The organism is Streptomyces sp. HUAS 15-9 (assembly GCF_025642155.1).
Lineage (GTDB): Bacteria > Actinomycetota > Actinomycetes > Streptomycetales > Streptomycetaceae > Streptomyces.
Genome location: NZ_CP106798.1, coordinates 3,570,019 through 3,586,858, shown reverse-complemented (window position 1 = coordinate 3,586,858; position 16,840 = coordinate 3,570,019). Strand labels below are relative to the sequence as shown.

Annotated in this window: 14 protein-coding genes; 11 read left to right on the top strand and 3 right to left on the bottom strand. The window is 71.5% G+C overall.

What is annotated here, in order from left to right; genetic code table 11:
- Positions 1 to 13: 13 nt before the first annotated feature.
- From hutU to hutI, 4 genes are read left to right on the top strand one after another with little or no spacing between them, the layout of a single operon-like run.
- Positions 14 to 1,678 (top strand): urocanate hydratase, encoded by a 1,665-nt coding sequence (hutU, locus tag N8I87_RS16365; protein WP_263209531.1) that lies wholly within the window; start codon positions 14 to 16, stop codon positions 1,676 to 1,678.
- A complete protein-coding gene (locus tag N8I87_RS16360; RefSeq protein ID WP_263209529.1) occupies positions 1,675 to 2,892 on the top strand; it encodes an allantoate amidohydrolase in 1,218 nt (405 codons plus the stop codon). Before hutU ends, N8I87_RS16360 begins: the two co-directional genes overlap by 4 nt.
- Complete coding sequence (locus tag N8I87_RS16355; protein ID WP_263209528.1) at positions 2,889 to 4,226, top strand: formimidoylglutamate deiminase; 1,338 nt, start codon at positions 2,889 to 2,891, stop codon at positions 4,224 to 4,226. Before N8I87_RS16360 ends, N8I87_RS16355 begins: the two co-directional genes overlap by 4 nt.
- A gap of 26 nt (positions 4,227 to 4,252) precedes the next feature.
- Positions 4,253 to 5,464 carry an imidazolonepropionase gene (gene hutI, locus N8I87_RS16350; protein WP_263209527.1) on the top strand — a complete coding sequence of 404 codons (1,212 nt, stop codon included), beginning with the start codon at positions 4,253 to 4,255 and terminating at the stop codon, positions 5,462 to 5,464.
- 37 nt (positions 5,465 to 5,501) lie between these two features.
- Here the strand turns inward: hutI and N8I87_RS16345 are convergent, their stop codons facing one another.
- Positions 5,502 to 7,052, bottom strand: a complete 1,551-nt coding sequence (locus N8I87_RS16345; RefSeq protein ID WP_263209525.1) for an RICIN domain-containing protein — start codon at positions 7,050 to 7,052, stop codon at positions 5,502 to 5,504.
- A gap of 219 nt (positions 7,053 to 7,271) precedes the next feature.
- Positions 7,272 to 8,147 (bottom strand): RNA polymerase sigma factor SigF, encoded by an 876-nt coding sequence (locus N8I87_RS16340; RefSeq protein ID WP_263209523.1) that lies wholly within the window; start codon positions 8,145 to 8,147, stop codon positions 7,272 to 7,274.
- Between the two features lie 305 nt (positions 8,148 to 8,452).
- Between N8I87_RS16340 and N8I87_RS16335 the strand changes: the two genes are divergently transcribed.
- The 6 genes from N8I87_RS16335 to N8I87_RS16310 all read left to right on the top strand — a co-directional run bounded on the left by N8I87_RS16335 (position 8,453) and on the right by N8I87_RS16310 (position 13,984).
- Complete coding sequence (locus N8I87_RS16335) at positions 8,453 to 8,830, top strand: STAS domain-containing protein (RefSeq protein WP_263209521.1); 378 nt, start codon at positions 8,453 to 8,455, stop codon at positions 8,828 to 8,830.
- Positions 8,831 to 9,067: 237 nt separating this feature from the next.
- On the top strand, positions 9,068 to 9,682 hold the full coding sequence (locus N8I87_RS16330; protein ID WP_263209519.1) for an ATP-binding protein: 615 nt from the start codon (positions 9,068 to 9,070) through the stop codon (positions 9,680 to 9,682).
- Between the two features lie 150 nt (positions 9,683 to 9,832).
- Positions 9,833 to 10,525 (top strand): LPXTG cell wall anchor domain-containing protein, encoded by a 693-nt coding sequence (locus tag N8I87_RS16325; protein ID WP_263209517.1) that lies wholly within the window; start codon positions 9,833 to 9,835, stop codon positions 10,523 to 10,525.
- Between the two features lie 94 nt (positions 10,526 to 10,619).
- A complete protein-coding gene (locus N8I87_RS16320) occupies positions 10,620 to 11,483 on the top strand; it encodes a hypothetical protein (protein WP_263209516.1) in 864 nt (287 codons plus the stop codon).
- Positions 11,480 to 12,496 (top strand): hypothetical protein, encoded by a 1,017-nt coding sequence (locus N8I87_RS16315; RefSeq protein ID WP_263209514.1) that lies wholly within the window; start codon positions 11,480 to 11,482, stop codon positions 12,494 to 12,496. Before N8I87_RS16320 ends, N8I87_RS16315 begins: the two co-directional genes overlap by 4 nt.
- 201 nt (positions 12,497 to 12,697) lie before the next feature.
- On the top strand, positions 12,698 to 13,984 hold the full coding sequence (locus tag N8I87_RS16310) for a hypothetical protein (protein WP_263209512.1): 1,287 nt from the start codon (positions 12,698 to 12,700) through the stop codon (positions 13,982 to 13,984).
- 106 nt (positions 13,985 to 14,090) lie between these two features.
- On the opposite strand, the gene N8I87_RS16305 is transcribed toward N8I87_RS16310, so the two are convergent.
- On the bottom strand, positions 14,091 to 15,629 hold the full coding sequence (locus N8I87_RS16305) for a peptide MFS transporter (protein ID WP_263209510.1): 1,539 nt from the start codon (positions 15,627 to 15,629) through the stop codon (positions 14,091 to 14,093).
- 493 nt (positions 15,630 to 16,122) lie between these two features.
- Here N8I87_RS16305 and N8I87_RS16300 point away from each other — a divergent pair, with 493 nt between their 5' ends.
- Complete coding sequence (locus N8I87_RS16300) at positions 16,123 to 16,800, top strand: response regulator transcription factor (protein ID WP_235457590.1); 678 nt, start codon at positions 16,123 to 16,125, stop codon at positions 16,798 to 16,800.
- Positions 16,801 to 16,840 lie beyond the last annotated feature (40 nt).

Here is a 16,840-nt window from a genome sequence, read left to right as displayed (position 1 = left end):
TAGGAGGCAGACCATGTCAGGACCCCGCCCCGTACGAGCGCCGCGCGGTACGGAACTGAGCGCCCTGGGATGGCAGCAGGAGGCCGCCCTGCGGATGCTCCAGAACAACCTCGACCCCGAGGTCGCCGAACACCCCGACAAGCTCGTCGTCTACGGCGGCACCGGCAAGGCCGCCCGCGACTGGCGCTCCTTCGACGCCATGGTCCGCACGCTGCGCACCCTCAAGCAGGACGAGACCATGCTGGTCCAGTCCGGCCGCCCGGTCGGCGTCATGCAGACCCACGAATGGGCCCCGCGCGTCCTGATCGCCAACTCCAACCTGGTCGGCGACTGGGCCAACTGGGAGGAGTTCCGCCGTCTGGAGGCCCTCGGCCTGACCATGTACGGCCAGATGACCGCCGGCTCCTGGATCTACATCGGCACCCAGGGCATCCTCCAGGGCACCTACGAGACCTTCGCCGCCGTCGCCGCGAAGAAGTTCGACGGCACCCTCGCCGGCACGATCACCCTGACCGCCGGCCTCGGCGGCATGGGCGGCGCCCAGCCGCTCGCCGTGACGATGAACGACGGCGTCGCGATCTGCATCGACTGCGACCCGCGCGCCATCGAGCGGCGCATCGAGCACCGCTACCTGGATGTGAAGGCCGACAGCCTGGACCACGCCCTCCAGCTGGCCACCGAGGCCCGCGACGCCCGCCGCCCGCTGTCCATCGGCGTCCTCGGCAACGCGGCCGAACTGGTCCCGCAGCTGCTGGCCATGAACGCCCCCATCGACATCGTCACCGACCAGACCTCCGCCCACGACCCGCTGTCGTACCTCCCGGTCGGCGTCGACTTCGACGACATGGCCTCCGCCGCCGCCAAGGACCCGGCCGGCTTCACCACCCGCGCCCGTGAGTCCATGGCCAAGCACGTCGAGGCGATGGTCGGCTTCATGGACGCCGGCGCCGAGGTCTTCGACTACGGCAACTCCATCCGCGGCGAGGCCCAGCTGGCCGGCTACGACCGGGCGTTCGCCTTCCCCGGCTTCGTCCCCGCCTACATCCGCCCCCTCTTCTGCGAGGGCAAGGGCCCCTTCCGCTGGGCAGCCCTGTCCGGCGAGGCCTCGGACATCGCCAAGACCGACAAGGCGATCCTGGAGCTCTTCCCCGAGAACGAGTCCCTGCACCGCTGGATCAAGATGGCCGGCGAGCGCGTCCACTTCCAGGGCCTGCCCGCCCGTATCTGCTGGCTCGGCTACGGCGAGCGCGACAAGGCAGGCGAGCGCTTCAACGACATGGTCGCCTCCGGCGAACTGGCGGCCCCCCTCGCCATCGGCCGCGACCACCTCGACTGTGGCTCCGTCGCCTCCCCGTACCGCGAGACCGAGGCCATGCTCGACGGCTCCGACGCGATCGCCGACTGGCCGCTGCTCAACGCCATGGTCAACGTGGCCTCCGGCGCCTCCTGGGTCTCCATCCACCACGGCGGCGGCGTCGGCATGGGCCGCTCCATCCACGCCGGCCAGGTGACCGTCGCCGACGGCACCAAGCTCGGCGGCGAGAAGATCCGCCGCGTCCTCACCAACGACCCGGGCATGGGTGTCATCCGGCACGTGGACGCCGGGTACGACATCGCGGAGTCGGTGGCCGCCGAGCGCGGTGTGCGGGTGCCCATGCGCGAGGGTGACCAGGCGTGACCTTCCACAGCATGTGGGCGGAGCTGCTGCCGATCGGCCGCAGCTCCGCCTCCGGCGGCTACCGCCGCTACGCCTGGACCGGTGCCGACGCCGAGTGCCGGGAGTGGTTCAAGGCGCAGGCCGAGACACGCGGGCTCGCCTACGAGGCCGACCGCAACGGCAACCAGTGGGCCTGGCTCGGCGACCCCGCCGCGGGTGACGCCGTCGTCACCGGGTCGCACCTGGACTCCGTGCCCGACGGCGGGGCCTTCGACGGGCCCCTCGGTGTCGTGTCCTCCTTCGCCGCCCTCGACGAACTCCGCGCCAGGGCCGTGCGCTTCGACAAGCCCCTGGCCATCGTCAACTTCGGCGACGAGGAGGGCGCCCGCTTCGGGCTCGCCTGCGTCGGATCACGGCTCACCGCGGGACAGCTCACCGTCGAGCAGGCGCACCGGCTGACCGACGGCGACGGCATCACGCTGCCCCGGGCGATGGAGGCCGCCGGATACGACCCCGACGCCATCGGACCGGACCCGGAGCGGCTCGCCCGCATCGGCGCCTTCGTCGAACTCCACGTAGAGCAGGGCCGGGCCCTGGACCTGAGCGGCGACCGGGTCGGCATCGCCAGTGCCATCTGGCCGCACGGCCGCTGGCGCTTCGACTTCCGCGGCGAGGCCAACCACGCCGGCACCACCCGGCTCGTCGACCGGCGCGACCCGATGCTGTCGTACGCCGAGACGGTCCTCGCCGCCCGCCGCGAGGCCGAACTCGCCGGTGCCGTCGCCACCTTCGGCAAGATCGCCGTCGAGCCGAACGGCGTCAACGCCATCCCCTCCCTGGTGCGCGGCTGGCTGGACTCCCGCGCCGCCGACCAGGAGACCCTCGACACCGTCGTCACGGGTGTGGAGAAGGCGGCCCGCGAGTACGCCACCGCGCACGGCGTCGACCTCGACGTCGTCCGCGAGTCCTTCACTCCGGTCGTCGAGTTCGACCACGCCCTGCGTGACGAACTGGGCCGCATCCTCGGCAAGGACACCGACCTCAAGGTGCCCGTCCTGGGCACCGGCGCCGGACACGACGCCGGAATCCTCTCCGGGCTCGTCCCGACCGCCATGCTGTTCGTACGCAACCCCACCGGCGTCTCGCACTCCCCGGCCGAGTTCGCGGCCGAGGACGACTGCGAGGCCGGGGTGAGCGCTCTCGCCGACGTACTGGAAGGGCTGGCTTGCAGGTGACCACACGGACCTATTGGCTGGAACACGCCTGGCTCGGCACGCTGGTCGAGCCGGGCGTGGCGGTCGAGGTGGCGGACGGCCGTATCATCGCCGTCCGTACCGGCGTGCCCACCCCGCCGCCCGGCGCCGAGCTCCTGCGCGGTCTCACCCTCCCCGGGCTGGCCAACGCCCACAGCCACGCCTTCCACCGGGCGCTGCGCGGCACCGTCCAGGTCGGTTCCGGCACCTTCTGGACCTGGCGCGAGGTCATGTACTCGGTCGCCGACCGGCTGACCCCGGAGACGTACCACGCCCTCGCCCGCGCCGTGTACGCGGAGATGGCGCTCGCGGGTGTCACGGCGGTCGGCGAGTTCCACTACGTGCACCACGCCCCGGGCGGCACTCCCTACGCCGACCCCAACGCCATGGGTGAGGCGCTCGTCGCGGCCGCCGCCGAAGCCGGTATCCGTATCACCCTCCTCGACACCGCCTATCTGTCCTCCGGCTTCGGACAGCCGCCCGACACCCACCAGTCGCGCTTCTCCGACGGCAGCGCGGAGGCCTGGGCCGAACGCTGTTCAGTTCTCAAGGAACGGGATCACGCACGGATCGGGGCGGCCATCCACTCCGTACGGGCCGTGCCCGCGCGGGAGCTGGCCACGGTGGCGCGGTGGGCCGAGGAGCGGCGGGCCCCGCTCCATGTGCACCTGTCCGAACAGACCGCCGAGAACGACGCCTGCCAGGAGGCCCACGGCTGCACCCCCACCCGGCTCCTCGCCGACCACGGAGTCCTCGGCCCGCGCACCACCGGTGTCCACAACACCCACCTCACCGACGAGGACATCGCCCTGCTCGGCGGCTCCGGCACGGGCACCTGCATGTGCCCCACGACGGAACGCGACCTGGCCGACGGCATCGGCCCCGCCGTGGCACTCCAGCGCGCGGGCTCCCCCCTCTGCCTCGGCTCCGACAGCCACGCGGTCATCGACCTGCTCGAAGAGGCACGCGCGATGGAGCTGAACGAGCGGCTGCGCACCCGCTCCCGGGGCCACTGGACGGCCGCGGCACTGCTGCGCGCGGCTTCGCCGGACGGTCATGCGGCCCTGGGCTGGGACGAGGCAGGCACCATCGAGGCCGGTGCGCTCGCCGACCTGACGACGATCTCCCTCGACTCGGTCAGGACAACGGGGACGCTGCCGCGACTCGGCGCGGAGACAGCCGTATTCGCCGCCTCCGCCGCGGACGTGCGGCACACACTGGTCGGCGGCCGCCATGTCGTACGCGACGGCGCCCACACCCTCGTACCGGATGTGCCGTCAGCTCTGGCAGCGGCCGTCGAAGCCCTGCGCGGCTGAATCCCACCGTCATCCCTGAGGACACCATGAGCAGCAGCACCGCCATCACGAACATCGCCACGCTGGTCACCAACGATCCATCCCTCGGGTGGGGGTCCCCCCGCTCGAGTAAATTCGAGAGTGGGGGAGGCTCCCCTCTCGGTCTGGTCCAGGACGCGGCCGTCGTCATCGACGGCGACCGTGTCGTGTGGACCGGTGAATCCAGCAAAGCACCCGCCACTGACAACCGGGTCGACGCCGGCGGCCGGGCGGTGCTGCCGGGCTTCGTCGACTCCCACTCCCACCTGGTCTTCGCGGGCGACCGGACGCAGGAGTTCAACGCCCGCATGTCCGGGCGGGCCTACAGCGCGGGCGGCATCCGGACGACCGTCGCGGCCACCCGTGCCGCGACCGACGAGGAACTGGAGGCGAACCTCACCCGCTATCTCGCCGAGGCCCTGCGCCAGGGCACGACCACGTTCGAGACGAAGTCCGGCTACGGCCTGACGGTCGCCGACGAGTCCCGCGCCCTGCGCATCGCCTCCGCGCACACCGACGAGGTCACCTACCTCGGCGCCCACATCGTCCCGCCCGACCACGCCGAGGACCCGGCCGCCTACGTCGCCCTGGTCACCGGCGAGATGCTCGACGCCTGCGCCCCGCACGCCCGCTGGATCGACGTCTTCTGCGAGAAGGGCGCCTTCGACGGCGACCAGGCCAGGACGATCCTCACCGCGGGCCTGGCCAAGGGCCTCACGCCCCGCATCCACGCCAACCAGCTCTCCTACGGCCCGGGCGTCCAGCTCGCCGTCGAACTGGACGCGGCCAGCGCCGACCACTGCACCCACCTCACGGACGCGGACGTCGACGCCCTGGCGAGCGGCCGCACGGTCGCCACGCTGCTCCCCGGCGCCGAGTTCTCCACCCGCGCCGAGTGGCCCGACGCCCGCCGCCTCCTGGACGCCGGTGTCACGGTGGCGCTCTCGACGGACTGCAACCCGGGCTCGTCCTTCACCTCCTCGGTGCCCTTCTGCATCGCACTGGCGGTACGGGACATGAGGATGACCCCGGACGAGGCGGTGTGGTCGGCGACGGCGGGCGGGGCCGCGGCCCTGCGCCGTGACGACATCGGCCGCCTCGCCCCGGGCGCGTACGCCGACCTGACCCTGCTGGACGCGCCGAGCCATGTGCACCTGGCCTACCGGCCGGGCGTGCCCCTCGTCAGCGGTGTGTGGCAGCGGGGCGTGCGCGTGGTCTGACCGGAGACAGGAGAGCAGGCCCTCGCACCCGAGGATTTCAGCGGGCTCCGGCCCGCCACCGCTGATCCGCGTCCCCGCTCAGCCAGTCCAGCGACACTCCGTAACCCCTGTCCGGCGTGACCGCCGTCTCGACGGCGATCGCCGGGCGGATGACGCCGTCGGAGTCGACGGTGAAGCGCAGGTTGTCGCCGTTGCGGCCGTAGACCGAGTCGCACCCCCAGATGCCGACGCCCCGGTCGACGTCACCCCGGCTGTCCAGGCAGAAGTCGGGGTCGCCGGCCGACTGGACGACCTGGCGGTCGGTGTCGACGCGCCAGCGCTGCGAGGAGGTGCCGTCGCAGCGGACCGTGACGACGTCCGTGCCGTTCTCGAAGTCGCCGTCCCGGACGTCCAGACAGCGGCCGGTGGCGACGTTCACCACTTCGGCGTAGGCGCTGCCCGGAGCCGACGGGGTGGGGGACGGAGTGGGCTTCGGCTTCGGTTTGGGCCGCGGCTTCGGTGTGGCGGACGGGGTCTTCGGGGGGTGTGAAGTCTTTGTCGGCGAGGGGGACTTGCTGGTCGGTGACGGGGACGGTGCGGAGACCGTCGCAGTCACCGTCACCGGCGGGCTCGAGGGCGGCAGGGTGGTCGCCGTCGGACGCCGGCCGTGCGAGCCGGACTGCGCCAGCGCGAAGACCAGCAGCGGTGCCATGGCCACGCCCAGCGCGACCGAGGTGAGGACCACGCGCCGGGTCGGCGGCCGGCTCCGCTTCTCCTGCGGTTCCTCCTGCGGCCCGTCCGCTTCGGCGGCCGGCGCGGCAGTGCGCGCGTACGCCGTCCCGGCCCAGGGCAGTAGTCCCTCCGCCAGTGCCGCCCGCGGGGCGTCGCGCAGGGCGGTGAGGTCCTCGTACGCCGCCGTGCAGTGGGCGCAGTGCGCCATGTGGGTGTGCAGATCGGAGCTGTAGCGGGGAGTGTCCGGCCGTACCGACTCCTCGATCAGCCGGCGGAAGTCCCCGCACTGCGGGTCGTCGGAGGCGGCCAGCCGGTGCTTGAGACAGGCCTGGGCCATGGCCTGGAGCGCCTGCGGGATGCCGTACCGCACGTCCTCGCGGGTCAGGCCGAGCAGGGCGGCGGTGCTCTCCTCGGCTTCCTGTTCCACGACCCCGTACCAGATCAGGCCCTGGGTGCGGGAGGGGAGGGCGCGGAAGGGCGCCAGCAGGGCAGGGGTCGGGCCGTTCGGGGCGGCGGTCGTGTTCAGGACCAGGAGGAGGCCGGGGTCCAGGCCCGCCGAGCGCTCGTCACCGGCCCAGGACGCGGCCGACCGGCAGGTCAGCAGTAGGAGCTGATGGCGCAGCGGCACCTGCGGCTCCACCCCGCGTGCGGTCTCGCGCGCCAGGGTGGTGAAGGTCTGCGCCGCCAGCTGCCGTGCCGACGAATCGCTCGACGCGCACAGCCGGGCGTAGCCGAGGACCGCGTCGTGGTGGCGCCGACGGATCTCCCGCAACGCCGGGTACGCGGCCGCGGTCCGGGCGCGCAGCAGCTCGGTCAGCCGAGCGTCCGGTACCCCCGCGCTCTCGTCCCGGTCGTCGGCCCGGTCCCCCTGAGCCATCCCTGCGCCTCCTAGCAGCTGGTGCGGCCGAACACCCTGTCTTGCCGTACCGGCCAGTTTGGGGGCCCATAGTGGTGGAGAGGGGGCTTGAGGGAAAGACGTTTCTCCGGGTAACCGGTGAGAGTGCTGTGAGTCCTCCGGTCAGCGCGGTGCCGTCGTCCGAAAAGCGAAGCGGCCCGGCACCAGGCCGGACCGCTCGATGTGTGTGGGGGGAGAGGCTCACTCCTCGACCGTCAGTCCCCTGCGCAGGCGCACCAGCGTCCGGGAGAGCAGCCGTGACACGTGCATCTGCGAGATACCGAGCTCGTCGCCGATCTCCGACTGGGTCATGCCCGCGACGAAGCGCAGGGAGAGGATCTGCCGGTCCCGGGAGGGGAGTTCGGCGATCAGCGGCTTCAGCGACTCGACGTACTCGATGCCTTCGAGCCCGTGGTCCTCGTAGCCGATGCGGTCTGCGAGCGCGCCCTCGGAGTCGTCCTCCTCGGGCTGGGCGTCCAGCGAGGAGGCGGTGTAGGCGTTGGAGGCCGCCATGCCCTCGAGCACCTCGTCGTTCGAGAGGCCCAGGCGCTGGGCGAGTTCCGTGACCGTCGGGGCGCGGTCCAGCCGCTGGGCCAGCTCGTCGCCGGCCTTGGCCAGGTCGATCCGCAGCTCCTGCAGCCGGCGCGGGACGCGCACGGACCACGAGGTGTCCCGGAAGAACCGCTTGATCTCACCGATGATGGTCGGCATCGCGAAGGTCGGGAACTCGACGCCGCGGCACAGCTCGAAGCGGTCGATCGCCTTGATCAGGCCGATGGTGCCGACCTGGATGATGTCCTCCATCGGCTCGCTGCGGGAGCGGAAGCGGGAGGCGGCGAACTTGACCAGCGCGAGGTTGAGTTCGACCAGCGTGTTGCGCACGTACGCGTATTCGTGCGTGCCTTCCTCCAGCGACTCGAGCCGCTCGAAGAGGGTCTTGGACAGGGCCCGTGCGTCCACCGGCCCGACCTCGTCGAACGGGGGGATCTCGGGGAGCCCGTCGATGGGATCCAGCTGTTCCGGTGGGGGTGTCGACGTCGCGGTCCAGGTGTGCGATGCGTCGAGCCGGGGTGACATGGGTGTCCTCCATCGTTCTCGGCATAAGGCTGCCGAAGCCATGCGTGCACTGCGGTGTGCGGCGCCTCCAAAGCCGGCCGTGTCGGTTTCTTGTCCCTACTAGCCCTACCGGCTCCCCCGAGCCCCTGGCAAGTGCGATATGGGACGATATGACCGATAATGAGAGGTTGTTCGGGTGTCGGAGTGTGCGGGGAAGGCGTAATGTTCGAGGGCACCGGCCGGGTGCCGGCAGGGCGTCGGCCGGAGTGCGGACAGCACATCCGCAGGACGTCAGACAGCAGCCACGACCTCGGGAGACAGACGGCATGGACCGCGGGACGGTCGGCAGCGCACAGTCGGGCCGGCTACTGGTGGAGGTGCGGGAAGAGGGCTCCAGCGCCGTCGTGACGCCGGCGGGTGAGCTCGATCACCACACCGCCGATCTCTTGCGCGAGCCCATCGAGGGCCTCCTCGCCAAGGGCTTCTCGCGGCTCGTCGTGGACTGCTCACGGCTCGAGTTCTGCGACTCCACGGGCCTGAACGTGCTGCTCGGGGCCCGTCTGAAGGCGGAGGCCGCCGGTGGTGGGGTGCACCTGGCGGGGATGCTGCCCGTGGTGGCCCGTGTGTTCGAGATCACGGGGGCGGATGCGGTCTTCACCGTTCACGACTCCGTCGAGGCGGCCCTGGCCGACGAGGCCGGCTGAGTCTCGCCGCGGCCGTCCCCCCGCGGTGGCCGATCCCGGTGGTCGCGCCGGTCACACCGCAAAGGGGGTGTTCCGTCGGATCCGCCGGGCAGGAGACAAGCTGGACCTGTTGGCCCCGGGGGCGCCACGGAACCGGCGAACACCCCGTGTACGACTCGCGTACTGACTGGTACCGACCGACCGAGAATTCTGAATCGTGTGAATCGTGAACTGGTGAATCGGTGAGGTGAAGCGCTGATGAGCACCACCCGGCCCTGCTCGCCGGGCGACCGCGGCCCGGAGCCCAGTGGCGCTTCCGGGGCGTCCGAGGGGGGAGCGCCGGCGGCCGGCGCGTCCATGGGGGAAACGGCCGCACCGTCCGCGCCGACGGAGGACCGCCAGGGCGGCCAGGGCCATCGGGGTCAGGGCCCAGGGAGCCCGGGGAGCGGCCAGGACGGCCAAGGCCGTCAGGTCCGCAGGCTGCGCCTGGGCGGCGAGAGCGGGGTCGTCCCGCTCGCCCGTGACTTCACCCGCCAGGCGCTGTACGCGTGGGGCTGGCTGCCCGCCGTCGGCGCCGACCGGCGGGCCGCCGCCGAGGACGTCCTGCTCGTCGTCTCCGAGCTGGTCACCAACGCCTGTCTGCACGCCGAGGGCCCGGAGGAGCTGTTCCTCGCCTGCGACGACAAGGTGATCCGCATCGAGGTCACCGACCGCGGCACCGGCCAGCCGGCCCCCCGTACCCCGCACCGCGCCGGCCGCCCCGGCGGCCACGGGATGTTCATCGTGCAGCGGCTGTGCCTGGACTGGGGGGTCGTCCGCACCCCGGGCGTGTCCGGCAAGACGGTGTGGGCCGAGCTGGGCGCACCGGCCTGACCCCGTTCCTCGCGGCCACTCTCTCCACTCGAGCCCCCTCCCGCGCACGCCGGATCGTCACAACTCCGGCGTGCGCCTTGTCTTCCCTCCTCAAGGCCCCGGGCGTACCTTGACGGCCGATCTGATGTACCGTCAGGAATGGGGTGGACCGTGTCGTACCCGAAACGAACCGCCGCGCTCGTGTCCGCCGCGGCGCTGGCCGGGTCGGCGGTGCTGCTGGCCGCCCCCGCGGCCCACGCCGAGGTCGTCGACGTCAACTACCAGTGCAAGACGCCCATCGGCGACAAGAGCGCCGTCTCGCCCATCGACATCAAGGGCGTCAAGAGCGGCAGCGGCTACAGGATCACCATGTCCTGGCAGAAGGGCGTCTCCTCCAGCCCGGTCGAGCTGGGCAAGGGCGCGATGAACCCGAGCGCCACCATCGTGCTGGGCGGTGCCGACAGCGGCACGCTGTCCGTGTCGGGCCCGGCCAACCAGAGCGCGATCCCGGCCAACACCCCCATCAAGATCAATGACTTGAGCGGCACCTACACACCGAAGAAGACCGGCAAGGTCACCTTCACCGCGGGTGTGCTCACCATCAAGGCGCTCGGTACGACGACGACCTGCACGCCGGCCAACAGCCCCAAGCCGTCCCTGACCCTGGACGTCACCGCGGCAGGCGGCTCCTCCGGCTCCTCCTCCACGACGTCCAACAGCGGCACCGACTCCGGCGGCCAGCTCCCGAAGACCGGCCCCGAGGACTCGGTCGTCGCCCTCGGCACGCTCGGCGGCACCGTTCTCCTCGCCGGGGCGGCGGGCGCGCTGTGGCTGACACGGCGGAATCAGGCCGTACGCCGCTGAACCCCCGGGTCCGACCGCTTGACCTCCCGGATCCGACCGCTTGAACCGCCTGGTCCGACCGCTTGCCTCCCGGGTCCGACCGCTGGAGCCGCCGATGCCGTCCGCCGCCCGTGTCCCGCGTCCGTCCCTCGTGCCCGCCCTCGCAGCGCTGGCTCTCCTGCCCCTGCTCGCCGCCGCCCCGGCCGGGGCGGCGGGCGGCTGGTCCGTCGCGCCCTCGGGCGGCGGACGCCCGTCCTTCTACACCGAGGGCGCGCCCGGGACGGTCCAGCAGGACACGGTGTCCGTGACCAACCGCGGCGCACGGCCGGTCACGGTACGGCTGAGCGGTACCGGCGTCCGGGTCACCTTCGCCCGGGCGCGGCTGAGCGTCCCCGCCCGCACCCGGGCCGACGTCCCCTTCACGGTGGCCGTCCCGGCGGGCGCCGCGCCCGGCGACCGGGCGGGCACGATCACGGCGCGGGACACCGACGGCCGCACGGCGACCGTCCCGGTCCGTCTGTGCGTCGCTGGTCCCGCCCTGTCCGCGCTGACCGTCGAGCACCTGGCCGTGCACGCCGAGCGCATCACGTACGAGCTGGTCAACCGCGGTACGACGGTCCTCGTACCGAGACTCGCGGTGCGCGTGGACGGGGTGTTCGGACCGGTCCTGGAACGCGCCCCGCGCACCCTGCCCGTCCGGCTGCCCCCGGGTCGGCGCCTGCGGCTCGACGAGCCGTGGCCCGACCGGCCGGCGCTGGACGCGGTCGACGTACGGCTGACGGTGACCGCGTCGGGCGGGGCGCGGGACTCGGCGAGCACGTCGGTGCGGTGCGTGCCCTGGGGCGGCGTGGCGACGGGGGCGGCCCTGGCGGCCGGAGCGGCCACGGCATGCGTCGTACGGCGGCGCAGGCGTCGTACGACCGGCAGCGAGGCACAACCGCCGTGCGTGGAAGCCGAGTCGACGGGGGTGCTGACGTGAGCGGGAGAGTGCGGATTCCGGTGCTGGTGGCGGTGCTCGCGCTGCTCCTGCTGCCGCTCGCGGGCGCGGCGACGGCGGCGGACGGACCGAGCGTCGAGCTCTCCGACTCCCAGGCGGGAACGGGCGGTTCGGTCACCGTCAGCGGCAGCGGCTGGCGGCCGCACACGCTGCTGATGATGCTGATCTGCGGCCAGGCCACCCCGTCCCGCGGCGTGATCGGCGGCACCAACTCCTGCGCCAACGGCGACGGCAGGGCCGTCACCACCGACGCCAAGGGCGGTTTCGGCAAGAAGCTGCCGGTCGCCGAGCCGCCGGTGCCGTGCCCGTGCGTGGTGCACGTGGCCACCGTGACCGGGGCGAAGGCCGACGCGGACGCCGTCCTCCAGGTCGCCGGGCACGCCGTCGAGCCGCTGCCCGCCGAGCCGTCCGGCGGCCGCCTGTCGATCCTCACCGACACCCGGCTCGAGGGAGCCGGCGGGCTGCTGACCTGGTTCGGCGCACCGCCGTCGCGCACGCTGGTCCTCACCGTCGGCAACGTCGGCTCCTCCACCGTCAAGAACCCCGTCTTCCAGGTCGGCACCTCGCACGGCGTGTTTGCCCCGCAGTGGGAAGAGCAGCAGTGGCGGGGCACCCTCGGGCCCGGCAAGAAGGCTCGGATCAGACTGCCCGTCGAACTCGCGGCCGGGGCGCACGGCGACTACACCGTCTCCCTCGAATACGGCGGCAAGGTCCTCGCCGAGCAGCCGTGGGGCGTGGGGCGGCCCTGGGGCGTGACCCTCTTCTGGATCCTGGTCTGTCTCGTCGTACCGGCCGCGGTGTTCCGCGTCGGGATGGCGGTGGTGGACCGGGTACGGCCGCGCGGGGCGGGGGGCGTACGGCACGCCGGGCCCCGATTCTTTCTGCGGCTGCCGAGAGGGAGGGCGCCTGCACAGACGCCCTCCACGATCTCGACGCTGCCGTGGTTCACCCCGGATTCCGATCCGGGCACGGCGACCACGAAGGGACCCACTTGAACCCTCCCTCCCTCTCGCGAGCGAGAGGGATTCCTGGCTCACGCCGCTCGTCCGCTCAGCGAGCGATCAAGTCTCACGCGATCAACACCAGCCGGGTTGGAACCAGCCCGGTTTCCCCAAGGATTGGAGGTTGTTGTGCTGGCTTGGCTCTCGCGCAGCACGCCGCAACCGCACCACTCGTCACATCAACGGAGCGGCACGATGAATGAACGGAGGGTGACAGCGGCCGGCGCTGCACTTTTGCTCTGCTCGGCGGCGGTCCTGCTGGGCATGGCCGCGACGCCCGCCCAGGCCGCCGAGGTGTCGTTCGCGACGCACTGCGTGCCGCCCGCGGGCATCGACCCCGTCGACGGCACCACCAAGGTCGAGATCACCGCACCGGCCACCGCGAAGGTCGGCGACACCGTCGACGTGGTGTGGAAGTTCGTACAGGCCGCGTCCAAGAACCCCGACATCATCGACCTGCCCGCCAACTCGGTCCAGCCGTCCGGCGTCCTCAAGGCGGCCGGCGCCCAGACCTCCGACATCGCGATGCAGGGGCCGCGGCAGAACCCGGCGATCCCCAAGGGCGCGGCCATGGTGCTGTCCGACATGAAGGGCACCCTGAAGCTGACGGCACCCGGTGAGGTGACGCTGACGCCGGACGCGTACACCGTCAACGCCATGTCGACCGACACCAAGTGCACACCGAAGGAGACGGTGCAGAAGGCGGCGACCATCGAGGTGACGGCGGGCGGCGGCGGTTCGTCGAGTACGACACCGGGGCCGACGACCTCGACCTCGCAGTCGGCCACGCCCACCCCGTCGAGCAGCGCCAGCGCCACCGCCTCGGCCTCGGCGAGTCCGAGCGACGGCACCGGACAGACCGACTTCACCGGCAAGGAGGTCCAGGTCCCCTACGCCTGCAAGACGCCCATCGGCGACAAGAACGCGACCTCGCCGGTGCAGATCAACGCCAAGAAGAACGGCGGGAGTTTCGACCTCACCGTGCAGTTCAAGAAGTCGGTGATGAACAGCCCGGCCGACATCCCGAAGGACTCCGTGAAGCCGTCGATGGAGGTGGTCCTGGGCGGCGCGGACAAGGGCACGGTGCATGTGGAGGGCCCGACGAACTCCTCCGCCATCAAGTCCGGCGACCCGATCGAGATCCCCGATCTGACGGGCACCTACAAGCCGGGGGCGAGCGGCTCCTCGACCCTGTCCCCGGGTGTCCTGACCATCAAGGCCCTGGGTACGACCACGACCTGTACGCCGGTCAAGTCGGAGGTCTCCCTCACGCTGGACACCTCGCAGCAGGCGAACGGCGCCTCGGGCGGCACGTCGTCGTCCGGCGGTTCGTCGTCGGGCGGGAGCAGCGGCAGCGGTGGCCTGGCCGAGACGGGTTCGGGCGACCACGGCGCCCTGAAGGCCCTCGGTCTGGTGGCGGGTACGGCGATCCTGCTGGGCGCGGCGGTGTTCACGTTCATGCCCCGGAGGAACACCCGCTGACCTGCGGATTCGTGGCTCCTCAAACCTTCCTGACGGCCGACGCGCACAACGGCGAGGGCCGCCGCACATCATGTGCGGCGGCCCTCGCCGTTGGCGGGGCGGTGCGTCAGTGCACGTCGCCCATCAGCGTCTTGACCTTCCGGCGGTACATCCACACCGCGAATCCGGCGAGGGCCGCGAGGGCCGCCTCCCCGAAGACGGCGCCCTTGCCGCTCAGGTCGATCCCGGCTATGGCCGGGTTGGACAGCAGGCTGGTGATGGAGTCGCCCGCGGTGACCGCGAGGAACCACACGCCCATCATCTGGCTGGCGTACTTGGCCGGCGCCATCTTCGTCGTCACCGACAGGCCGACCGGGGACAGGCACAGCTCACCGACGGTCTGGATGAAGTAGATGCCGACCAGCCACATCGGGCTGACCGCGGTGCCGTTGGCCGCCATGCCCAGCGGGATCAGGAAGAAGAAGAACGACACGCCGATCAGGACCAGGCCCATCGCGAACTTCACGATGGTGCTGGGCTCCTTGTCCCGGCGGTTCAGCCACATCCAGATCCAGGCGAACACCGGGGCCAGCGCCATGATGAACAGCGGGTTCAGCGACTGGTACCAGGAGGTCGGGAAGTCGAAGCCCAGCATGTCGTGGGACGCCTTGCCCTCACCGAACGCCTGGACCGTGGACGCGCCCTGGTCGTAGATCATCCAGAACACGGCGGCGGCGACGAAGAACCAGATGTAGGCGCTCATCTTCGACTGCTCGGTGCCCGAGAGTTCCTTGTCCCCCTTGATGCGCAGCAGCACGCCCGCCGGGACGACCAGACCGATGACGGTCAGCGGGATCATCGCCCAGTTCAGGGTGAAGTGGCCGGAGACGCCGACGACGCCGTAGAACACGGTCGCGACGATCAGCCAGGTCAGGCCCTTGCGCAGCCAGGTGGTGCGCTCCTCGACCGTCAGCGGCTTGGGGACGATGTTGCTCTTGGGGCTGAGGGTGCGGGTGCCGATCAGGAACGCGGCGAGGCCGATGGCCATGCCGACCGCGGCCATGCCGAAGCCGAGGTGCCAGCTGACCTTCTGGCCGACGGTGCCGATGGCCAGCGGGGCGAAGAAGGCGCCCGCGTTGATGCCCATGTAGAAGATCGTGAAGCCACCGTCGCGACGCGGGTCGTTAGGACCGTCGTACAGGTGGCCGACCATCGTGGAGATGTTGGCCTTGAGCAGACCCGAACCGGCCGCGACCAGCGCGAGACCCGCGAAGAACGGCGCCTGGCCGCCGGGCAGCGCCAGCACGAGGTGGCCGGACATGATCGTGACGGCGGCGATGGCCACCGTCTTGCGCGGGCCCCAGACGCGGTCGCCGAGCCAGCCGCCGGGCATGGCGAGCAGGTACACCATCGCCGAGTAGACGGAGACGATCACTGTGGTGGTGGCCACGTCCATGGCCAGGCCGCCACCCATGCTGCCCTTGCCGGCGCCGGGGCCGCCGGAGAGCAGATAGACGGTCAGGAGGGCCTTCATGCCGTAGTAGGAGAATCGCTCCCACATCTCGGTCATGAAGAGGGTGGCCAGTCCGCGGGGGTGGCCGAAGAAGGTCTTCTCGGAACCGGGGGTGCCCGGGTGGACCGAGTCCTTCGTCAGGCTGGACGCCATGTCGTTCCTTGCTGGTCTGGACGCGCGGCGGAGCGTTGCGCGCCCGGTGGGGGAGTGGCCGGCACCGGCGGGGTCGGCACGTCCACCCCCACGCCCGAGGGGAGTCCGCTCCGGATCGCGGAGCGGTGGACGGCGACCACCGGGATCCACGCCCACATGACGCGTCATGCGTACGGAGCCCGGCCAGAGGTCATTCCTTTCAAGGCCGGTGGAGGACCGGCCCGCACACAAAAGAGACCTTCAGCGTCAACTGCCCGCCAAAGGTCCCCGGTGTACTACAGGCGTTGCAGGTCACTGTACGTCAGGACAGTGCCTGATATGGAAGGACTTGAGACAGGGATCACAGGTGTCGCAGGAACCTCGCACCCGATTTCGAAGGTCCCTCTTAGGGTCGCACCTCTCGGCCATAGGTTCGTACCACTGTGCCCCAAGGTAAGAATCCGGCCAGCCGATCACACCCCTGCACTACGGGCGGGCGGACTACCATCACCTCATGACCCGTGTACTGCTCGCCGAGGACGACGCGTCCATCTCGGAGCCGCTGGCCCGCGCCCTGCGCCGGGAAGGTTACGAGGTCGAGGTGCGCGAGGACGGACCCACCGCGCTCGACGCCGGAATGCAGGGCGGCGTCGACCTTGTCGTGCTGGATCTGGGCCTGCCCGGCATGGACGGCCTGGAGGTCGCCCGCCGGCTGCGTGCCGAGGGCCACACCGTGCCCATCCTCATCCTTACCGCGCGGGCCGACGAGGTGGACACCGTCGTCGGACTCGACGCGGGCGCCGACGACTACGTCACCAAGCCCTTCCGGCTCGCCGAACTGCTCGCCCGTGTCCGGGCCCTGCTGCGGCGCGGCGCCGCCGAGCCGCAGCAGCCGCCGGCCACGCACGGCGTGCGGATCGACGTCGAGTCGCACCGCGCGTGGATGGGCGAGGAGGAACTCCAGCTCACCGCCAAGGAGTTCGACCTGCTGCGGGTCCTGGTGCGTGACGCGGGCCGGGTCGTCACCCGGGACCAGCTGATGCGCGAGGTGTGGGACACGACGTGGTGGTCCTCGACCAAGACGCTGGACATGCACATCTCGTGGCTGCGCAAGAAACTCGGCGACGACGCGGCCAACCCTCGGTACATCGCGACGGTGCGTGGGGTCGGGTTCCGCTTCGAGAAGAGCTGAGCGCTGCCGCTGAGGTGGGGTGGCTGCCTCTCAGGGCGCT